The organism is Xanthomonas hortorum (assembly GCF_024339125.1).
Taxonomy (GTDB): domain Bacteria; phylum Pseudomonadota; class Gammaproteobacteria; order Xanthomonadales; family Xanthomonadaceae; genus Xanthomonas; species Xanthomonas hortorum.
Window position 1 is genome coordinate 3,976,706 of record NZ_CP101417.1, and the last position, 20,271, is coordinate 3,996,976.

At 62.9% G+C, this 20,271-nt stretch carries 5 protein-coding genes and 3 pseudogenes; 5 read left to right on the plus strand and 3 right to left on the minus strand.

The genetic code is table 11. The features are described from left to right. Positions 1 to 14 precede the first annotated feature (14 nt). On the minus strand, positions 15 to 302 hold the full coding sequence (locus NMB96_RS17030) for a hypothetical protein (RefSeq protein WP_046932707.1): 288 nt from the start codon (positions 300 to 302) through the stop codon (positions 15 to 17). Positions 303 to 396: 94 nt separating this feature from the next. Here NMB96_RS17030 and NMB96_RS17035 point away from each other — a divergent pair, with 94 nt between their 5' ends. The 3 genes and pseudogenes from NMB96_RS17035 to xopAH all read left to right on the plus strand — a co-directional run bounded on the left by NMB96_RS17035 (position 397) and on the right by xopAH (position 3,250). Next, positions 397 to 1,434 (plus strand): hypothetical protein, encoded by a 1,038-nt coding sequence (locus tag NMB96_RS17035; RefSeq protein ID WP_255085065.1) that lies wholly within the window; start codon positions 397 to 399, stop codon positions 1,432 to 1,434. A gap of 355 nt (positions 1,435 to 1,789) precedes the next feature. After that, positions 1,790 to 1,987 (plus strand): annotated as a pseudogene (locus tag NMB96_RS23420) (XopE/AvrPphe family type III secretion system effector); the annotation flags it as partial. A 279-nt stretch (positions 1,988 to 2,266) separates the two neighbouring features. Next, the gene (xopAH, locus tag NMB96_RS17040) at positions 2,267 to 3,250 is read left to right on the plus strand and encodes a XopAH/AvrB family type III secretion system effector (protein ID WP_425520928.1); all 984 of its coding nucleotides are present in this window, start codon (positions 2,267 to 2,269) and stop codon (positions 3,248 to 3,250) included. A gap of 275 nt (positions 3,251 to 3,525) precedes the next feature. Here the strand turns inward: xopAH and NMB96_RS17045 are convergent. Further along, positions 3,526 to 5,196, minus strand: a pseudogene (locus NMB96_RS17045) (EAL domain-containing protein); the annotation flags it as partial. A gap of 753 nt (positions 5,197 to 5,949) precedes the next feature. On the opposite strand from NMB96_RS17045, the pseudogene NMB96_RS23570 reads away from it, so the two are divergent. Then, positions 5,950 to 6,033: pseudogene (locus tag NMB96_RS23570) on the plus strand (ESPR-type extended signal peptide-containing protein); the annotation flags it as partial. A gap of 171 nt (positions 6,034 to 6,204) precedes the next feature. After that, entirely contained in the window at positions 6,205 to 16,986 is a 10,782-nt protein-coding gene (locus NMB96_RS17050) for an autotransporter-associated beta strand repeat-containing protein (RefSeq protein ID WP_425520929.1), read from the plus strand. Between the two features lie 214 nt (positions 16,987 to 17,200). On the opposite strand, the gene NMB96_RS17055 is transcribed toward NMB96_RS17050, so the two are convergent. Then, complete coding sequence (locus tag NMB96_RS17055; protein WP_255085318.1) at positions 17,201 to 19,981, minus strand: S8 family serine peptidase; 2,781 nt, start codon at positions 19,979 to 19,981, stop codon at positions 17,201 to 17,203. Positions 19,982 to 20,271 lie beyond the last annotated feature (290 nt).

Consider the following 20,271-nt stretch of genomic DNA (forward strand, 5'->3'; position numbering starts at 1 on the left):
TTCCATGTTCGCAGTCATGGCGTGTTTCCGTTTGGGTGCGATGCCCGGATGGCTTGGTCGCGCAAGCCTGCCAGCCAGTGCGCAATGTCTTTGGCAAGCGCGTATTTGCCGCGGCGATTAGGGATGGGGAACACCGGCACCGGCAGCGAGTCACGGGACAGAGCCTGCCGGAACGCATCCAGCGAGGTGTAGCCCAGTGCTTGGCGCAGATCATCCTGGCCGATCACCGGGCCGTAGTGGTGCAACAGATCCTGCTCCAGGACTTTGGCCAACGCGCCGATGTGTTCGTCACGCTCTGTCATGCCGCTAGCGTAACGATTGCACCGATAGTCGCCCAGAAGGAAACTGAGGGCTTCCGCGTTACTCTAAATTGCACCGCAATGAGTCGATAAGCCATTGATACAGATCAAGGACTACAAACTTGGCCGGGTAAAAGCGGTAGTTCGCTTAGCCGAATCGAACGCAAACCGTTCCGCTGAGAAGGCCTTGAACGTGCTGAAGGTTGGCTTATGGTTCGAGGGGCTGCGGGCGCGTATGGGCCGTCCGACGGCCTATCGCCTGGGTCAGGTTTTGCAGCCCGGCACCTACCTCAAGGGCGAGCACCATCACAATTTGTGGGCCAAGTACGCCCTGGGTAAGCACGTCCCCGGCGCCGAAACTCTCCGCACCACAGAAGCAGCCATGGCAGGCTCCAGTGAAATCCTCATGGCAGCAGCTTGGGACGCGCTGGACATCTCCCGCCCTGTTGGGGTAAGTGCCGACACGCTGCTAAAGCGGTTGGGACCCGGGATCCAGATGGCGATCTTCGATCAGCAGGCGTTGGAGCGCGGACGCTATGTGCGGCGTAAAGCAACGCGCCAAGTGACTCGACGCCTGGAGGGACAAGCGGGCCTGGATAGCCTAGCCGCGCTCGTCGTATTGCTTCGAGAAGCGCATGAAGCAGGAAATCAAGGGCGGGCTTTTGAACTCGGGCGTTCGCTGCACGCCAGCCTGTTCCTGGCCACGATTGAGGGTCCGCTGTGGGAGATCGCAGAGGAGCTGTTCGCCTACTTCATCTGCTTCATTTTTCCGTTGGCAGAAGACAAGGAGCTTGCGTTTGATCTGCATCCAAGGATCATGCAAAGGCAGGCTTTCTGCTTCTCCCGCGTCGTACTGCAGCTAGAGGACGCTGGATGGGATGGCTATCTCCCGGGCGGGCATACCCGGCAGCTGCGTCGGTTGCTGACGATTGATTTTGGTTTCGATCTGTTCTTTGGGCTCGGACCACGCTTTCGGCTGACTCAGCCGGTCGAACAATCCAGCGAGAACGCCAGGCGATGGGTCGCAGAGCAAGACATTGCATGGGAGTGGGGACTGAGGACGCTTCAAGCCGGCAGGCGCGAGCGCCTGATGCCGGATGAGGTGAGAGATCGAATTGCCGCTTCGGGCGCCTGAACTTCCTTCGCTTTGACATGAACCCTCCTCACGGCCTCAATCGGCCTTCTCGTAAGCGCCCGTGGAATCGGATGTTGAACCCCTCTGCTCCAAGACTTCGCACCGAAGTGTTCGATTACATCGATATGTAATACAAGCCGATCGAGGGTCGGGGGGGGGATTCGTAAAAAAAGCAAAAAGTGATCTAACCTGCTGTCAGAAAAGGATTTTTTCAAGAATCCCTGCCAAGCCTCTATAGAGGCTCGAGAATCCCGCGCGTCAATGCTTCGTCGTCCCAGCTATGACTTCGGTGAGCCAGCGCGAATCGGAGAGCTTCTCGCCAAACTTGCTCCGACAGTCACTGTAGGAGATCAACATGGGTCTATGCGTTTCAAAGCCGAGCGTGGCGGGCTCACTTGAGGATTATGCAGCCCACGCCGCAGAGCAGACCACGCCCTCTACGCCGTCATCTCCCGAGGCGCCCATGTCACCTAGCCTGTATGGCTTGGGGTCACTCGGGGCTCGTAGGGCAAGGCGGGCTGGCGCCGGCCATTTGCCGCACAAAGTTCAGCAGCACGGGGAAAACGTAGCGCTGGCAGCTATCGACATGGCGCTGTCCAGACCGTGGGAGAAAGTGACCGTGGAACTGAAACATCGCCGCCCCCACCAGGCGCTGGCTCCAGAGGAACGAATCAGTTCTGATGTGCAGCTGCAAGTGCTTTACACCGAGGAACAAGGCGAACATACGCTCCACATTGAAAGCAGTCGCTTCCATGAGCCGAGACATCAATCCCTCACGGAGTGGTCCCAGACGTTGTTGAGGGAGGCTGCCTTCGCGGCTCTGGCGCCCGGCATGCAGGGGCTGAACCATAGTATCACCTCGGTATCGCCGCCTATCCGCAGGTCACTGCCAGGACCTGCTACCGAGTGCAGTCTGTCGCCCGCACAGGTCGCGCTGACGGGCGTGGCACGATGGCCAGATCCGCGCGTCAACCAAGAGTCAACCCCAGAGAATCAAGAGTATGGCCGCCGATTTTATGCCACTGCGCGGGAAGGTGGCGAACGTATTGCAAGCGGGCAGATCCAGACCTTCCGGCAGTTGTGGGATTTCTCAGGCGCAGCACGTCATAGCTGGGCTACACAACAAAATCCGCAGGCAGAGGGCCCCGGTCAAACGAAAGGAAATGCACAGCCATTTGCGGCGGGCTACCCACGGCAAAAGAACGTCTCCACGCCTCTTACAAAACACTATGCATATCTGCGACCAAGGGTGCGCCAGCTTCCGCTGATCCGGCAAGCGAACGACCTTGTTGCAAAAAGTGAGCAGGCGCTGCCCAAAACATTCATGGCGCATGATGTTTTCGAAATGGTAGGTGTACTGAATGGGGCAATGATACCGCTCACCCAATTAAAGCTGGCTGTGAATCCTGACGACTTCTACCATTCGCTCGCCCAGCAAGGGCGGAAAGGAAACGGTCTGCAGGTTGAAGGCTCAGCTTTTCCATTTGTCATTGAGCACACACCATTCGGAATGGTGCAGCCGATCATGAATCATGTCGAAACCTTGTTTAGCAACTTAATCGCACAACGCCACGATCCCGCCAGCCTGATGCCGACGCTGGGTAGTCTCCACTGGTGGATGGCGCATGCCATGCCTGACAGTAGAGGAAGCGCTGCGAAGACCGAATTGGCCGTCCGAGCATTGGCGCATGCGCATGGTATCGAATTACCACCTTTCGCGCATGGAATTGCAGCAGATCTGGAGGCATTCGTCACAGACCGCGAGAGCTTCAGTTCCCGCTACGCGGACTTCTTCGAACTGCCAGAGCAGGCGTGATCGGCCCGCGCCTGCTCTAGCTCTGCCGGCGTTTAGGCTCCGTGAGAATCCCTCGCTAGCAGTACGTGGCCGCGCAGTCCTCCCGCAGGCGGCGCTGGGCGCTCTATAAGCGCTGCCTCTGACCAGCAGCAGGCCAGCCGAGTTGCATCCTCCTTGCCTGGCTGCGCTGACTTTGCAAGTCACAACCGTCCAGCCTAAATGACGTCGCCGTCCAGTTTGGCTGATAGCTTCGTCCAGTTTATTTAGTGTCAGCGTCCACTTGCTTGGCTGTATGTACCTTCGGCCACGGTGCGATAGCCCAGCGCATTGGCCAGCCGCACCACCGCCTCGGCGCGCATCTGCATGCCGGCCTTGGTGGCAATGCCGGTGACCAGCGAGCGATCGAGCTTGAGCACATTGACCGGCAACTCGGTGAGGTAACCGAAGTTGCTGTAGCCGGTGCCGAAATCGTCGATGGCCACGCTGACGCCGGCATCGCGTAGTGCGCGTAGCCGAGGGACTGCTTCCACATTGCTGCGCAACCAGCGGCCTTCGGTGATTTCCAATTCGATCCGCGAGGTGGGGATCGCCAGTTCCCTGCAGCGATTGATGACATCCGCAGCAAGATTGAGGTTGCCGAAATCGCGTGAAGACAGATTGATCGAGATCGAGAAATCCAGCCCCTGTGCCCGCCACTTGGCCAGCTGCACCAGCGCAGTTTCGATCACCCAGTTGGTGACGGTGCACATCAGGGCGGTCTTTTCGAACAGCGGAATGAATTCGTCCGGGCCGATCGGGCCAAGACTGGCGTGGTGCCAGCGCAGCAGCGCTTCGAAACCGGTCACCGACAGGTCGGCAAGGTCGATGCGCGGCTGAAACACCAGCCGGAAATCGCCGGCGTCCAATGCACGTTCTGCATCCAATGCCAGGCGGTAAGAGCGTTGAATCGCATCGTCGTGCAGGGCGCTGTACCAGCACACGATGGCGTGGTTGTTGATCGCATCGCCCAACGCCACCAGCCCCTTGCGCATGACATCGTTGGTGTCGGGTTGCTGCGGCGCAAAGCGCACAACACCGGCGTGAAAGGTCAACGACATCGGCACGCCGGCCGCATCCATCGGCTGATGCAGCATGTCCCGCAGATCGAGCAACAGGTCTTCCATCTCGTCGGGCGCAGAGTTCAACAGAAAGAACGCAAACCGCATCGGTGCCACGTGATACACGGTGGCCTTGCCACGCAGTGCGCGGGTCAGCACGTAGCTGGCGTGCCGTATCAACTCTTCCAACGGTTGCATGCCCAGCGCCTGGCGTGCTTCGTTGGCGGCCTGCGTGTCGTAGACCTCGATGAACGAGGCGATGGTCGGCACGCAGTGGCTGCCAAAGGCGAGGGCATCCAGATCCGATTGCAGCTGACGCGCATTGAGCAGGCCGCTATGCGGTTCGCGACGGCCAGCGCCGAATTGCAATTCGAGTTGCGCCGCCGCCACGTTGGCGAACATCAGCAGTTGCTGATGCTCCTGGCTGGCCAGATGGCGCTCACGCGTATCGATCACGCACAGCGTGCCGGTGACACCGGTTTGCGGCGTGCCGACCGGCACACAGGCGATGAAGCGCGCAGGCAGTCCGGGAAACGCGGCATCGCCCAATTGAATCGGTGCCAGCGCGGAGTGACCGATCAACTCCGAAACGCCGTTGGCGGCGGCATTGACCTGACAGCAAGACGCGATGGCCTGTTCGACATGGCCGATGCTGATGCCGCGCGCCGCCAGCACACGTAAGCGGCCGCCTTCGGTGATGGTCAGCGCAGCAGCAGGCGCTACCAATGCGTGGCAAACCAGGCGTGCGATCTGATCGAGCGGCTCCATTCCGCCCAGGTCGATCGGCACGCCTGACCAGTCGGCGTGCCGTTCCTGCGTTTTGTTGTCCAGAGCAAGCGTCATCTCGTCAGAGTCCGTGTTGAAGATCACACACTGCATGGCTACTAGAAACAAACCGGAGTCATCGGCAGGTGACGAACATCTGGGATCTGATCCACATCCCATGCCCGATGTAATGCACGAAAAAACGGTATCACATCAGCAGGCTCTGCAAGCGTTGTTTCAATAAGTTTCGCTCACCGCAGATATTCGGTCGGCTGAGTTCTGAGAGCAATGTCCATTGGTATTAATATAGAAAACGATTGCAATGATTCTCCAAACGATTGCAATACAAGTCTCTAGGTTGCCGGCTGCATATACGAATTTTTGCATCGCAGCATCCTTGAATAACATGCCATGCCTATTGTTCGGTTCGCTAGCATGGCCAGGCGCGCGCATCTTCCTGCTTTTAACTACCAGGCTCATCCAATCAAATTCCGCATAGATCGTGGATAAATTCCCATTTTAACGGTGAAGCAGGTGGTGCATGGAGCGTGCGCCAATGCGGATGAGGCACGTCACTGCCTCTAGCGAGCCCGAGCAAACCAGTCGACAGATTTTGTTTGTGTAACGGATGGGTTTATGGTTAGTGATATTCCGCACAGTTTCAGCTGTGCCGCTTCGCCTATTAATCGCAGCATGTTCTTTATCGGGATTGGTATTAATCTCCGTCACGCTTGAACTACCCAGGTCTGTAGCAGTACGTCCTGTTTTAAACCGACTCAACCATTGGTCAACTCTCGTCTTTGAAGGCGCGTGCATGGGCACACGCCGGTCTCTGTACGGCAATCAGGGGAAAATGAAATGAATCGTGCATTTGCGCTGGTCTGGAACGCGGCGATTGGCAATTGGGTCGTAACGCATGAGTTGGTGCGTCGGCGGCGCAAGTCCGGGGCAACCCGTCGTTGTTTGTCGAGCCTGGTTGTATTGGCGGTGGGGGCCGCCGCACCCGCTCTGGCCTGGGGAGCATGTACACCGGCGCTACCTGCGGCGGGCGCAACCGTCACCTGCACCGGATTGCCGATTACCAGCAATAGTTTTGCCAGCGGCGCAAACAACTTGACTGTCAATGTCGCAGCCGGCACGCAAATGACTGCCGGGTTGCTCGGTGGCACCGCCATCGCGCTCAGTGGTACCAATGCCACGCTCAACAATGGCGGCACGGTCGACCCTTCCGTGCTTGGCTTGTTGTCGGTGTTGAGCACCGGCGTCACCATGGGCAATGCCAGTTCCACCTTGGTCACTGCCAATAACCTAAGCACCGGCACGATCTACGGCACCGGCGGCCTGCTTGGTGCCAACCTACTCAATCTCGACGGCATGGCGCTGGGCATCACCTCGGCCAGCAATGGCGTTGTGCAGATCAACAACGCAGGCCTGATCGATAGCCGTGCATTGTTGAATCTGTCGGTCCTGAGTTCCGATACGCCGGTGATTGCGGTCAGCGGCGGCGGTACCGTCAATGCGGTCAATACCGGCACCATCAACGGACGTGTGGGCTTCCAGAGTTCGGCCACCGGCAATACCTTCGTCAACTCGGGCACCATCAACGGCAGCGTGTCGATGGGGGCGGGGAGCACCAACAGCTTCACTGCGGTGACGGGCGGCAGCGTCAACAGCAGCGGTGGACTGGCGCTCGAACTGCTGGGTCCCGGCGGCTTGCTGAGCTTCGCGCAGACCGGCGTGGTGGATGGTGGTGCAGGCGGCACCAATACGTTGATCCTGCAGAATTCGGCAACCGGCACCGGCACTGGCAGTACCGGTGTTGGATCGCTCAGCACGGCGCAGTACATCAATTTCGGCAGCCTGCGCGTCAACAGCGGTACCTGGTCAGTCGGTGGCGGCAGCAACTTCGGCAGCAGCGCGCTCAATGGCGGCGTGCTGCAGTTCGCAAACCCTGCCCAGCTCGGCACCAGCATCGCTGCCAATGGCGGTGCACTGGAGGCCACTGCCGCAGGGTTGACGCTGAATCCCACCGGCGGCATCGCGCTGGGTGCAGGCGGCTTGACCCTGCAAGGCGCCAACGACCTGACGGTTGCCAGCCCCGTCACCGGCACCGGTGCGCTGACCAAGACCGGCACCGGTGCCTTGGGTTTGACCGGCGCCAATACCTTCAGCGGCGGCGTGAACCTGCTCGGTGGCGCGCTGACCGTCGGCAACAACGTCGCGCTGGGAACCGGCACCGTCAACGCATCTGCTGGCAGCCTACTTTCAAGTACTGCAGTCAACTTGCCGAACGCGTTCGTACTCAACGATTTCATCGGCATCGGCGGTGCCAACAACCTGCGGCTTGGCGGCGGTATCAGCGGTGCCGGGGCGCTGAACAAGATCGGCACCGGCACGCTGACCCTTGGCGGCACCAATACCTACGCCGGTGGTACCTCGCTGGGCGCCGGCACCGTGCTGCTGGAAACCTCCGGTGCGCTCGGCACCGGCACGGTGACCGCAGCGGGCGGGCTACTGGATACCACTGCTCCGCTGACATTGAACAATGCATTTGCGCTGACCAACACCCTGGGCCTTGGTGCCAGCAGCAACGCGCTGACCTTGAGTGGCACGCTTGCCGGTGCCGGTGGCATCAACAAGACCGGCACCGGCACGCTCGCGCTCAACGGCACCAACACGTATACCGGCGGCACCACGTTGGCGTCGGGCGCGTTGCAGCTCGGCACGGCCTCCGCATTGGGAACGGGCGCATTAAATGTCACTGGCCCGGCCAACCTGAGCACCGGCGCTGCGTTGACGGTGGCCAACGGCATCAACCTCGCAGGTCCGTTGAACTGGACCGGCGCGCAGGCGCTGACGCTCAGCGGTGCCATCACTGGCGGCGGCAGTTTGATCAAGAGCGGTGCGGGCGACCTCACGCTGACCAACAGTAATGCCTATACCGGCGGTACCACGCTGAGCACCGGGCGGCTGGTGGTCGGCTCCAACGCGGCGCTGGGCACCGGTACGCTGACCGCCAGTGGCGGCGTACTCGATGCGACCACAGCGGCAACGCTCGGAAACGCCATCACGTTGACCGACACCATGGGCGTGGGCAGCAACGGCACCGCCTTGAACTTGACGGGCACGATTGGCGGCAGCGGTACGTTGAACAAACTCGGCACCGGCACACTCACGCTCGGTGGGCTCAATACCTATACCGGCGGCACGTTGCTCAATGCCGGCATCCTGCAGGTGACCAGTGACGGATCACTCGGCAGCGGTGCATTGACCGTCACCGGTAATGCCAGTCTGCAGGGCACGGTGCCTACCACGGTGGCCAACGATATTGCGCTGACCGCCGGCGCGCTCAGCCTCGATGGCACGCAGGCACTGACCTTGAGCGGCGATATCAGCGGTGCGGGCAGCCTGATCAAATCCGGCAGTGGCGACCTGACGTTGAGCGGCAACAGTTTGTACAGCGGCGGCACTGCGCTCGGTGCCGGTCGCCTCACGGTGGGCAGCGACACCGCACTCGGCGTTGGTGCACTCAGCGCCGCCGCCGGCACCACCTTGGACAATGCCACGGTGAGCACGCTCGCCAATGCCATCGCACTGGCGGGCCTGGTCAATGTGGGTGGCAGCAATGCGCTGACGCTCAATGGTGCGATCACCGGCGCCGGCAGTCTCGACAAGCTCGGCCCGGCCAGTCTGACATTGGCAGGCAACAACACCTATGCCGGTGGTACGCGCTTGTCTGCAGGCAGTCTGGTACTGGGCAGCGATACGGCGTTGGGCACAGGCACCCTGACCATCGGCGGCGGTCTGCTCGACAGCACCGCAGCACGCATCGTCGATAACAACGTGGCACTGGAAGCGGATCTGCAACTCGGCGGCAGCCAGGATCTTGCGCTCAACGGCGTTGTCAGCGGCGTGGGCGGGGTGATCAAGGACGGCGGCGCCACACTCACCCTGGGTGGACCAAACACCTTTGCCGGCGGCGTGGATCTCAATGCAGGCGCGTTGCTGATCGGCAACGCCACTGCACTGGGCAGCGGCGTGCTGACGGCGGCCGATGGCACGCAACTGCAAGCCACCACCGCAACCACGATCGGCAACGATGTCGCCCTGAACGGCGCGCTCTCGCTTACCGGCAACAACGATCTTGGCGTGACCGGTATCGTCAGTGGCGCAGGTAGCCTGATCAAACAGGGCGCTGGTGCGCTCACGCTCACCGGCAACAACCTCTACACCGGTGGAACCGTGCTGGACACCGGCACCTTGGTGGTCGGCAGCAACACTGCACTGGGCACCGGCGCACTCACTGCTGCCGATGGGACGCAACTCACTGCCAGCACTGCAGTGACGTTGCAGAACGCGCTCAACGTTGCCGGTCAACTCGGCATCGATGGCCAGGACCTCACGCTCGATGGTGTGATCGATGGCGCCGGCAGCTTGATCAAGAACGGCCCCCAGACGCTCACCCTTACTGGCAACAATACCTGGGTGGGCGGCCTGCAATTGCAGGGCGGCGCGTTGCTGGTCGGCAGCGATACCGCACTGGGACTAGGCACGCTGACTGCGGCGGCTGGCACCACGCTGGATGCCACCACTGCAGTGACACTGGGCAATGCGCTCGCATTGAACGGCGCGTTGACGCTGCCCGGCACGCAGGACACCACGCTCAATGGCGTGATCAGCGGCATCGGCAGTCTGGATAAACAAGGCACGGCCACGCTGACCTTGAACAACGCCAACAGCTTCAGCGGCGGCGTTGCGCTGGATGCAGGGCGTGTGGTGCTGGGTAACGACACTGCGTTGGGGGTAGGTGGTCTGCTGGTCGGCGGCGCTGCGGAACTGGATACCAATGCAGCGCTGACGCTGGGCAATACGGTGCAGTTGAATGATCAGCTCACCCTGATCGGCAGCAACGATCTGACGTTGAACGGTGCCATCAGCGGCACCGGTAGCCTGATCAAGAATGGCGCCACCACGTTGTCGCTCAATGCAGGCAACACGTACGCAGGCGGCACCACATTGGCTGCGGGCACCATTGCGGTCGGTGCAAACGATGCACTCGGTACCGGCAGTCTGTCGGTCGTCGGCAACGCGGCATTGAGCAATGCAATTGCGGTGGCATTGGGCAACGACATCGCACTTGGCGCAGCGCTCACCGTGGACAACGGCGCAGACATGCTGGTCAGTGGCAACATCAGCGGTGCCGGCGATTTGATCAAGACCGGCGCCGGGACCCTGACCTTGAATGGCAGCAACAGCTACACCGGCCCGTTGGCGATTCAGGCCGGCACGCTGGTGGCCAGCACCGGTGCGGCGCTGGGCAATGCCAGCAACGTCGATGTGGCGGCGGGCGCAGCGTTGAATCTGACCAACGGCGGCCTGATCACCGCACTCAGTGGTGCCGGCAATGTCGACACCGATGCCGGCGGCACGCTGCAATTGGGCGGCGGCGATTTTGCCGGCAGCCTGGGCGGTGGCGGCAATCTGGACAAGGTCGGCGTGGACACGGTGCGCTTGCTCGGCACCAGTGCGATCGGTGGTGCCACGCAAGTCAGTGGCGGCACCTTGGATGTGATCGGCAGTCTCGGCACCAGCGCGTTGAACGTTGCGCTCGGCGGCACGCTGACGGGCACCGGCACGAACGGCAGTGTGGCCAGTGGCGTCACCATCGGTGATGGCGGCCGGCTTGCGTTGACCAGTGGCTCCTCGCTGAGCGTGGGTGGCTTGTCGCTGGCACCGGGCGCATTTCTCGATGTCGCACTGGCCGCGCCGAGCAACACGCGTCTGCTTGCAGTCAATGGCGATCTCACCCTGGACGGCACACTCAACATCACCGACATCGGTGGCTTCGGCACCGGCGTGTATCGCTTGATCGATTACACCGGCCTGCTCACCAACAACGGGTTGGCATTCGGCGTGATTCCCGGCAGCGTGGATCTGAGCCAGCTCGCCTTGCAGACCGCCATCGGCCAGCAGCTCAATCTGGTGGTCACCGCGCCGGGCAGCATCGTGCAGTTCTGGGACGGCGTGCAGACCACGGCCAATGGCACGGTCGATGGTGGCGCCGGCACCTGGGGCGCGGCCACCAACTGGACCAGTCAGGACGGCACCGCCAACAGCACCTGGCAGGGCGATTTTGCGGTGTTTGCCGGTACCGCAGGTGCGGTGGGCGTGCAGGGCACGCAGAGCATCGGTGGCCTGCAGTTCGTCACCGACGGGTATCAGTTGACCGATGCCGGCGCCGGTGCGCTGGACGTGGTCGCACCGTTGACCGCAGTGCGTGTGGACCCGGGTGCAACTGCCACGATCGACGTCGCGATTTCCGGTGTTGGTGGCGTGGAGAAACTCGACACCGGCACGCTGGTGCTCGACGCGGCCAACAGCTACACCGGCGGTACGGCACTCAGCGGCGGCACCCTGGTGCTCGGCGACGCGCAGGCACTCGGCACCGGCACGTTGACTGCGGCAGCCGGCACCAACCTCGATAGCAATCAAGCATTGGCAGTGGGCAATGCGGTAGTGCTCGGCGGTGTGCTCAATCTGGTTGGCAGTAACGATCTGACCTTGTCCGGTGCGATCAGCGGTGCGGGAAGTCTGATCAAGAACGGTGCGTCCACGCTGACGCTGGATGGCGCCAACAGCTATGTCGGCGGCAGCGTGTTGAACGCAGGCACCTTGGCGGTTGGCAGCAACAGCGCGTTGGGTGCCGGCAGCCTGTCTGTGCTGGGCAATTCCACCTTGAGCAACGCGATTGCGCTGGCCTTGGGCAATGCAGTCAATCTGGGTGCCGATCTGACCATTGCCAGTGCGGACGATCTGGCACTGACCGGCGCCATCAGTGGTGGCGGTGCGTTGACCAAGAACGGGTTGGGCACACTGACCTTGTCCGGCCCCAACAGCTTCACCGGCCCGGTGGCGGTGCAGGCCGGCGTGCTGGCGACCGCTGCACCGGGTGCGTTGGGAAATGCCAGCGCAGTGGATGTCGCGGCAGGCGCCGGGCTCTCGTTGGGCAGCAACACGGCGTTGGGTGCGGTGACCGGGCAGGGCAATGTCGCGATTCTTGGCGGCAATACGCTGCAGCTGGGCGTCAACAACGTTACTAGCACCTTTGCAGGTAGCCTCAGCGATGCCGGCAATCTGGAGAAGGTGGGCGCAGGCACGGTGCAGCTCACCGGCACCAGCACGCTCGGCGGCGCAACGCAGATCACTGCAGGCACGCTGGATGTGGATGGCGTTCTGGCCAGCACTGGCGGTGTGACCGTCGCAACGGGCGGCACGCTGAGCGGTAGCGGCGAGGTCGCTGCACCGGTCACCGTCAACGATGGCGGCCGTCTGGTGGTGACCAGCGGTGCGGTGCTGACCACGGGCACGTTGAATCTGGCGCCAAATGCCAGCATCGATGCGTTCCTCGGTACGCCCAGCACCACGGGTGTGTTGGCGGTCAACGGCGATCTCACCCTGGACGGCACGCTCAACATCACCGACATCGGTGGTTTTGGAAATGGCGTGTATCGCCTGATCGATTACACCGGCGCACTGACCAATAACGGGCTGGGCTTCGGCACCATTCCGGGCACGATCGATCTCACCCAGTTGACGCTGCAAACCGGGTTGTCGCAGCAGGTCAACGTGGTGGTCTCCGCACCCGGCACCAACGTGCAGTTCTGGGATGGTGCGCAGACGCTGGCCAACGGCAGCATCGATGGCGGCGCAGGCGTGTGGGCAGCGGGTACGACCAACTGGACCACGGCCGATGGCTTGCTCAACAGCGACTGGCAAAACAGCTTCGCCGTCTTCGCCGGCCCAGCAGGTAACGTGGGCGTGCAGGGTACGCAGGGCATCACCGGGATCCAGTTCGCCAGCGACGGCTATGTGCTGAGCGATGCTGGCGCCGGTGCACTGAGCGCCAATGCGGCCACCACCATCGTGCGCGTCGATCCGGGCGCCACCGGCACCATCGATGTGAGCATCGGTGGCACCGGCACGCTGCAGAAACTCGATACCGGTACATTGATCCTGGGCGCCGCCAATACCTACACCGGCGGCACCGCACTCGGCGGCGGCACGCTGGTGTTGGGCGATGCACAGGCATTGGGTACCGGTACGCTGACGGCTGCAGCGGGCACCACGCTGGATACCGATCAGGCACTGACGGTCGCCAATGCGCTGGATCTGAGCGGTGCACTCACGCTGGCGGGCAGCAACGATCTCACCCTGACCGGTGCGATTGGCGGTGCCGGTGGCTTGATCAAGAATGGTGCGACCACGCTGACGCTCAGCGGCAACAACAGCTATGCCGGCGGCACCGTGCTCAGCGATGGCACCCTGGCGGTCGGCAGCAACACCGCGCTGGGTAGCGGCGGTTTGTCGGTGACGGGCGATGCGGTGTTGAGTAATGCGGCTGCAGCAACACTGGGCAACGCGGTCACGCTGGGCGCTGCGCTCACTGTCGATAATCCGGCGGATCTGATCCTGGCCGGCGACATCAACGGCAGCGGTGCGCTGATCAAGACCAACGCCGGCACGCTGACGCTGGATGGCAGCAACAGCTATACCGGCGGCACCACGCTCAACGCCGGCACGCTGGTAGGCGATAGCGCAAGTTTGCAAGGGGCGATCGTCGACAACGCGACCCTGGCGTTCAACCAGGTGGCCGATGGTGTGTTCACCGGCTCGATCATCGGCACTGGCACTGTGATCAAGGATGGCGCCGGCGCTCTGTTGCTCAACGGTGCGAATGGTTACACCGGTGGCACCACGATCGTTGCAGGGACGTTGATCGGCGATACCAGCAGCCTGCAGGGCGACATCGCCAACAACGCGGCCCTGGTCTTCAATCAGGCCACCGGCGGCGTGTATGCAGGCACGGTCAGCGGCACTGGTTCGCTGGAAAAGGCCGGCACAGGCGTGTTGCAGTTGATCGGTCCCAACAGCTACACCGGCGGCACGGTGGTCAGTGCCGGCACGTTGATCGGCAACACCACCAGCCTGCAGGGCAACGTGGTGGACAACGGCACGCTGGTGTTCGATCAGGCTACCGATGGCGTGTTTGCCGGCGCCGTCAGCGGCACCGGGAGCGTGATCAAGCAAGGTGCTGGCGCGCTGACGCTCGACGTCGCCAACAGCCATGCCGGTGGCACCACGCTTGCCAGCGGCACGCTGGTGCTTGGCGATGCGCAGGCATTGGGTACCGGCAGCTTGACTGCGGCAGCAGGCACCACCTTGGATACCGATCAGGTATTGACGGTGAGCAATGCAGTCAATCTGACAGGCGCAGGTGCACTTGCGCTGGCAGGCAGCAACGATCTCGCGTTGACCGGCCCGATCACGGGCGCTGGTGGTTTGATCAAGAACGGTGCATCCACGCTGACGCTCGATGGCAACAACAGCTACACCGGCGGCACCACGCTCAACGCCGGCACGCTGGTAGGCGATAGCGCAAGCTTGCAAGGGGCGATCGTCGACAACGCGACCCTGGCATTCAATCAGGTGGCCGATGGTGTGTTCACCGGCTCGATCACCGGCACTGGCACCCTGATCAAGGATGGTTCCGGCGCTCTGTTGCTCAACGGTGCGAATGGTTACACCGGTGGCACCACGATCGCTGCAGGGACGTTGATCGGCGACACCACCAGCCTGCAGGGCGACATCGCCAACAACGCGGCCTTGGTCTTCAACCAGGCCACCGGCGGCGTGTATGCAGGCACGGTCAGCGGCACTGGTTCGCTGGAAAAGGCCGGCACAGGCGTGTTGCAGTTGATCGGTCCCAACAGCTACACCGGCGGCACGGTGGTCAGTGCCGGCACGTTGATCGGCAACACCACCAGCCTGCAGGGCAACGTGGTGGACAACGGCACGCTGGTGTTCGATCAGGCCACCGATGGCGTGTTTGCCGGCGCCGTCAGCGGCACCGGGAGCGTGATCAAGCAGGGTACGGGCGCGTTGACGCTGGTCGCTCCCAACACCTATAGCGGTGGTACCACGATTGCCAGCGGCAGCCTGATCGGCAACACCACCAGCCTGCAAGGCAACATCCTCGACAACGCGGTACTGGTGTTCGATCAGGCTGGCGCCGGTACGTTTGCCGGCAACATCACCGGTAGCGGTGCGTTGATCAAGACCGGGGCAGGTGCACTCACGCTGGATGGCGTCAACGCCTATCTCGGTGGCACCACCATCGCTGCTGGCACGCTGGTCGGCGATACCGACAGCCTGCAGGGCAACATCGCCAATAACAGCGCGCTGGTGTTCCAGCAGACCAGCAATGGCACCTACGCAGGGACGTTGTCGGGCACTGGCAGCTTGCTCAAGGATGGTGTTGGTACCTTGCTGGTCACCGCAAACAGCAGTGGCTTCACCGGGCCGACCACGGTCGCCGCCGGCACCTTGAGTGTAGGCAACCCAGCCAATCCGGGCGCCGCGTTGGGCGGGCCGGTCACGGTAGGCCCAGGAGGCACGCTTACCGGTAGCGGCAGCGTTGGCAGCCTGAGTTCGGGCGGCACCGTGGTGATCGGCGGCACTGCCGGCACGATCAGTGTCGGCGGCAATGCCACGCTCGGCAATGGCTCCACCTTGCAGGTCACGCCCGGCGCAGGTGGCGCGGTCACACCCATCAGCGTGGGCGGTGCGGCCACGTTGTCCCCGGGCAGCACTCTGCAGTTGGTGCGTGCGACGGATCTGCCGTTGTTTACCGAAATTCCGGTCATCAACGCCGCTGGCGGGCTCAGCGGGCAGTTCAGCAACGTTGTTTCCGACTACGCCTTCGTCGAGCCGAACGTCAGCACCAGCGCCACGGCGTTGTCGGTCTCTTTGGGTCGCAACACCGTGGCCATGGTCGATGCGGTCACCGTGCCAAACCAGCAGGCTGCCGCAGCTGCTGTGGACGGATTGCCGACCACCAACCCGGTCTATCAGGCTGTGGTGCGCTTGCCTGACGATCCGCAGGCGATCAGCACCGCGTTTGCCTCGCTGTCTGGCGAAAGCCATGCCAGCACGGCCACCGCGTTGCTGGATAGCCGCTTCCTGCTGAGTGGCGTCGGCAACCATCTGCGTGGCGATAGCCAGGACGCGCGCGTGGGAGACACTACGGTGTGGATCACCGGTCGCAGCCTGCCCAATCGTGTCGATGGCAATGCCAATGCGGCCTCGGTACGGCGCGAGGACAACGGCATCATGGCCGGCGCAGAACGGCGCATCGGCGAGCGCAGTGTGCTCGGTATCGCGGTCGGTAATCAGGACATCGAAACCCGCTCGCGCGAGTCCTTCGATCGCTCCGATATCGATGGCACCCATGCCGGCATCTACGGCCAAGCCGATTGGTCCGCGTTCGCGCTGCAAGCCTCGGTCGACTATGCCGATTACAGCGTGGACAGCACGCGTCGGGTGATGTTGCCCGGCGTGCTCGAGGAGCGGCTGAGCAGCAATTACGATGCGAAGGCCATCACCGTGTCGCTGGAAGCGGCCTGGAATCTGCGCACCGGCAACGCGGTGTACAGTCCCTTCATCGCAGCCGACTACACGCACCTGAAGACCGATGGTTTCAACGAGCGCGGCGGCATTGCCGGGCTGTCGGTGGACAGCGCCAAGGACGAGTACACCACCAGCACGGTGGGTGTGCGTGGGCGTTGGCAGCTGGGCCAGGCGGCCGGGTTGTATGCGTCGGTGGGTTGGCGGCACGCGTTCGGCGACCGCGCTGTGGAACGTTCGGCCGGTTTCATCGGCACCGGCTCGCAGTTCTCGGTGCAGAGCGTCACCCTGGCGAAGAATGCGGTGGTCGGCGAGTTGGGCGTGAGCCTGATTACCTCGCCTGCCAGTCGCCTGTCGTTGTCGTTGCAAGGACTCAACGGCGATGGCCAGACCGCGTACGGCGGCCAGGTCACCTGGGGCTGGAACTTCTGATTCACTGCAGACCAAAAAGCCCCGGCACTGCCGGGGCTTTTTTTTGGCCGATACAAAGGCACGCACATACAGCGTCATGCTTGCACTTGCAGCGTACCCGCAGCCGCACCCGCTGGTCGGCCGCATCGGCAACCGCTGCGTGGGCATAGCGCAGGCCGACTCCGCGTACCGGCCATGCAGCCTTGCGGCCACACTGCCGGTCTGCAGACGGCGCTTAGAACTGCCAGCGCAGGCCGACATTGGCGTTGATGCTGTTGGCATCCGAACGACCACGCTCGGCACCCACGTTGCCGTAGATCGAGAACGCATCGTTCACCTGGTAACGCACACCGACCGAGGCACGCAGCGCTTGCTTGGACACCGGCTCGCCGGCGACGTTGAAGCGCGCTTCCGGCAAATCGGTGAACCATGCGGTGAAGTCGGAGTTCGGGTTGCCGAACAGCGAGCGGTAGGCAACCAGACCATCGAAGCCCCACTTGCCGCGCGTCAGATGGCCACGCACGCCCACTTCGCCGTAGCCCGCGCGCAGCGTGTCGCTATTGGCACTCAAGCCCAGGCCGGTGGCCGATGCTTCGCTGAAGGCATCCTGCTTCTGGCTGACCACACCGACGGCAACGAACGGCGACAAACCCGCGTGCGGCAGCAGGCCGAGTTCGGCGCGCAGCGACCAGTTGGTGTCGTGGCGACGATCCTGCAGACGCTCGCCGATGCTGCCCGCTTGTACGCTGCGTTCGGTTTCCACATTGCTCATGCCATACGAACCGATGCCCGAGAGGTAGGCCTGGCCGATCGGCTGATACAGATACGCCGTCATCGCATAACGGTCCGAGCGCAGACGGCTGGCCGAGGCATCGATGTTTGCGCGATCCTGACCCGAGCTCACCGCCGCACCCACCACCGTGCCAGTGCTGCCCACCGGCAGATCCACACCGAAGGTGGTGGACTGCTGGGTGTAATCGGCCGAGTCGAAACCGTTGCCGCCCAGATTGCCGTCCAGATAGCTGCCCTGCATCCAGGTGGTCAGCGTGGTGGTGTCGGCCAGGTAGGGCAGGCGATCGGCAGCCACGCGTGCATCGTTGAGTGCGGACTGGAAGCCCAGGGTGCGCTCGATGCCGTGTACCTGGCCAGCCAGGGTCGGCAGCGATGCGGCAACCTGCGCATCGGTCGCGGCCAGCAGCGAGCCGGTGGCGCTGATCAAACCACCCAGATTGTCGGTGTCGCCCGAAGCCACACGCGTATCCAGCACCTTGACCAGCGTATCGGCCTGCGCAGCACCGTTGACCACCGATTGCGGCGCACCGGCCGCTTGCGCGCTGGCAGCGGAGGCATTACGCGTCAGCGTGGCGGTGACGGTGGTGGGGTCGTAGGCGAGTGAGGCGGTCCAGAAGAAATTGTTGGCGTACTGCACGCGATCGAAGGTGCCCTGCAGGTTGCCCGCCTGGACGATCTTTTCGCTGCTGCCGACGGTGTAGCCAGCCGCTTCCGGCAGCAACAGCAGATTGCCCTTCAGGCTGGCCTGGCCGGTGACGGTCAAGCCCTTGCCCAATTCGAGTGCGGTGGTGCCGGTGTTGTTGACCAGGCTGTAGTTACCGTTGATCACACCGCCGTGCGATTCGAACGTGGCCGAGTTGAGCACGATCACATCCGAGCGCAGGCTGCCGGACAGTGCGAGCACGCCGTCGCTGACGCTGGTGCCGCCGGTGTAGCTGTTGTTGCCGCTGAGCGTGAGCTTGCCGGCGCCGTTCTTGGTCAGGTTGCCCGCGCCGGAAATGTCGTTGCTGAAGGTGCTGTCGTAACCGGAGGTCACATTGGCCGACCAGTTGTTGACGAACTGCGCCGGGCCCTTGATCGCCTTGGCCGCATTGACCAGGCCATAGCCGTACAACGCATCCACGCCCGGGTCGCCCAGATCGGTGGCAGTGGTCAACAAGGTCTGCTGCAGATTGGAGGCGCTCATCCACGGATACACGCCCAGCACCTGCGCCGCGACGCCGGTGACGGCAGCGGTGGAGAACGAGGTGCCGGCGATCTGGCCCTGCAACTCGGTGCCGGCCAGGGCCGGGGCGAAGTAGCTGCCCGGCGCCACCAGGCACCACTGCGCAGCGGCGCCGCAATGGTTGGAATAGCTGGTCAGGCCGGCGGCATTGCCGGCGCTGTCGATATTGATTGCGCCCACTGCCAGCCAGTTGTTGCGCAGGCTGGCTTCCTGCACTGGCGTGGCCGCCGGGTAGGACGCTTCTGACGCACCTTCGTTGCCGGTCGATGCCACGATCAGCGCGTCGGCCTGCACCAGCGGAGCCAGTGCGAACTTCCAGGCCAGCGCAGCGTTCGCGCTGCTGGCAGCATCTGCATACGAGGCACCGATCGAAAGGTTGGCAATCCGCACGCCGGCAGCCGCCAGATCCACCGCGGCGCGGCGAGCCTGCTGGGTGCCGCAGGAATTTTCGGCGCAGATGCGCGCATAGAACAGGTCTGCATCCGGCGCGATACCGCCGGCAAAGCCGTCCTGCGCCGACCCCAGCACCAGTGCCGAGATGACCGTGCCGTGGCCGCGCAACGCGTTCGCAGACGACTCCGGCGTGCCGGGGCTGGCGGTGTAGTCATTGAAGCTGTCGACCTTGCCGCTGATCGGCGCGTAGCTCGGCACCAGGTTGTCGTCCAGCACGGCCAACTTCACGCCCTGGCCGCGGGCACCGGCCTGCTGTGCCAGATCCGCATTGGTCGGCACCAGCAGGTTGCTGCGCAGACCCTGGTAACGGGCCGGTGCAGGAGCTGTCTTGGGCAGCGGGTCGGCTGCGGGGGTTGGCGGAGGCGCAGTCGGCATCGGCGTCGGGGCCGGTGTCGTCGGAGTTGTCGGTGCAGGCGTGGACGGCGTCGGGGCCACGACCGTGGTCTGCGGCGGGTCGCTGCGGACGTTGCCGCCACCGCCACCGCCGCCACAGGCGGTCAGGACGAGGCAGGATGCGATGGTCGTTGCGAGTAGCGAGCGATTCATAGTTTGTTTAATCCGGTCATTTGGCGCGCCGCTACTGCTGAATACTGAATTTGGCGCAAAGGTTTCCCACGTCAGCGGTTGTGCCGACGGAGGCATTTAATTTCACGGGTTATTCACTTTATTCGTCGCTGATCCGTCCCTTCGGATAAGCGCCGCTTAGAACACGGGGAATGCAGTGATGCATCCAATCGTGTGCTTGCGAGATTGTTTAACGGCGCTATCCAGAAACTCTAAAACCTGAATGGTCAGTTGCAATTCAGAGAAAAACCGAGTCGATAGATATTTGCGAA